Here is a 2,037-nt window from a genome sequence, read left to right on the forward strand (position 1 = left end):
ATGTCAGTTAAGGCACTTAGTCCCTGTTTGTCTCACTTGAGCTTGGCACAGAGGGCCGTGGGCCCGGCCGGTCGCAGGCCGTACGGCCGGCCGGGCCGCTCCCGGGATCAGGGGGCGGGAAGGCGGACGCCTGCGGTGATCCTGTCCAGCTCACCGGCCAGCTCCGGACTGACCGTGACGTGGACGGCGGTGTAGGAGGCCACCCGGAAGGCTCCGATCCGGCCGTCCGCGCCGGTGGTCCGGATGCCCGTGATGTTCGGCCCGGCGACGGGGGAGGTCCGCCGCTTCCAGCCGCGGAGGAAGTCGTCCAGCCACCGGGCGGAGTGCAGGGCCGCGCCGCGGACCACGGTGACTCCACGCGGCGGCGGCCGTCCGACCAGCGGCCGGTCACCGCGCTCCAGCCGTCGCCGAGCCGGGTGTCCTCCTCCGGCTCCCGGGTGAGGCCGGCGGGCAGGTAGGAGAGCCCGGCCTGGTCGACTCGCTCGCCCGGAACCGCCGTCGGAGCGGCCGTGGTGAGGCCGTCGGCGATCCGGTTCAGTTCGAGGGCGAGTTCCGGGCTCGCGACGAGGACGTATCCGAGGCCGGGCCGTTCCACCCAGACCGGGACGGGAGGTTGCCTGATGGCCGGTTCCCCGGCGGCCGGGAACCGACGGCTTGACGACGGGGAGATGCCGAGTGGATACTGAGGGTGTCATGTCCTCTGGGGCATGAAAGTGGCGCCGGGAACCCCCCGATGGAATCGGGAGCCCGGCGTTCGCGTTTTCCCGCTCATTCTTCTGTGCCTTCCAGGAAGGTGACACGGTTTTCGAACAGGGGCCACCATCGTTGGTCGCCATCGAGCCATCCGGTGACCACGCCGGCCACCACATCAGCCGCCCACAGAGCAGCATCTGAGCTGGCTCGTTCCCAACGAACCGCCATCTCAGCAGAGACCCGCCCTTGCCGGCGCAGAACGGTAAGGATCGCTCTGTCGCTCGCGTCCTGTTCGTGACGCGACTCGAAGACCACGGCTTCGATGCGGCGTGTGGACAGTTCTGGCAGCAACCTGAGCAGGCAGTGCCGCCGTGATCGCTCTGTACGGCTCGCGTTGCCGTACAGACTGACGGCGACCACTGATGCGCAGTCCAGCGAGGCCACCGTGTGGGCGATGACAGATCTTCGGGGTGTGCGTTCGGTTCTCCAGTGGACGGTGGGTGCCTTGCCATGCCGAAGCGCGTCCATCACCGATCTGATCCGGTCGAGGTCCTCGGTCGGGAGGAGAACCGCGGCAAGGATGTAGACGCAGTCGTCGTCCTTGCGAACACGACAGCTTTCGTCGACATAGGCGGAGAACGCCCGCCTGACTTTACGTTACTTTCTCTTTACCGAAGGCCCGCAGAAGGCCTCGGCCTTCAGGCCGGGGATGAATGCGGTCCCCGTCAGGGGACGGCCCGCCGCCAGGCGGGACATCCCGAGCGCGAAGCGCGGGGCCCGCATGCGGCCCCGCGTCATCGATGGCATTCCGCCGCGTGGCGGCCATGACGACCCGCTGGGCGGGCGGCGCGGACATCCGGTGTCCGCCGTACCGGTATTCACCCTCCTCGATCATGAAGTGGCCGCTAACGTGTTCGAGTCCGCACGCGCAAGCGCGGGTGATCGATGAGACGGGGGAGGTGTTTCGCGTGCTGACCGGACGCCGATACCGGCTGGAGTTCGACTTCGGGCAGAAGCTGACCGCCGAGCGGGTCGCCGCCGCCTGCCGGGCGGTGTGGAACACCGCCCTGGAGCAGCGGCGCGCCTACCGCCGCCGGGGCGCCTTCATCGGCTACGCCGAGCAGTGCCGGCAGCTCGCCGACGCCAAGGCCGACTTCCCCTGGCTGGCAGAGGCGCCCGCGCAGGCGCTGCAGCAGACGCTCAAGGACCTGGACGCCGCGTGCCGGCGGCACGGCACCGGCAAGGTCCGCTGGAAGACCAAGCAGCGGTGGCGGCCGTCGTTCCGGTTCCCCACCCCCAAGCACCTCCCGGTCCAGGCGATCAACCGCCGGTGGGCGCGGGTGT

General features: G+C 69.5%; 3 protein-coding genes. 1 reads left to right on the forward strand and 2 read right to left on the reverse strand.

Annotation, left to right across the window (positions count from 1 at the left end; all coding sequences use genetic code 11):
* Positions 1–107: 107 nt before the first annotated feature.
* Both ACWJ6R_RS35310 and ACWJ6R_RS35315 read right to left on the reverse strand, forming a co-directional pair.
* Positions 108–347: a hypothetical protein gene (locus tag ACWJ6R_RS35310; RefSeq protein WP_449066374.1), complete on the reverse strand. Its 240-nt coding sequence runs from the start codon at positions 345–347 to the stop codon at positions 108–110.
* Between the two features lie 421 nt (positions 348–768).
* Positions 769–1,137 (reverse strand): hypothetical protein, encoded by a 369-nt coding sequence (locus tag ACWJ6R_RS35315; protein WP_449066375.1) that lies wholly within the window; start codon positions 1,135–1,137, stop codon positions 769–771.
* 524 nt (positions 1,138–1,661) lie between these two features.
* Here ACWJ6R_RS35315 and ACWJ6R_RS35320 point away from each other — a divergent pair.
* A partial coding sequence (locus ACWJ6R_RS35320; protein ID WP_449066376.1) for a helix-turn-helix domain-containing protein occupies positions 1,662–2,037 on the forward strand: 376 nt, incomplete at its 3' end.

This window comes from Planomonospora algeriensis, from assembly GCF_977012225.1.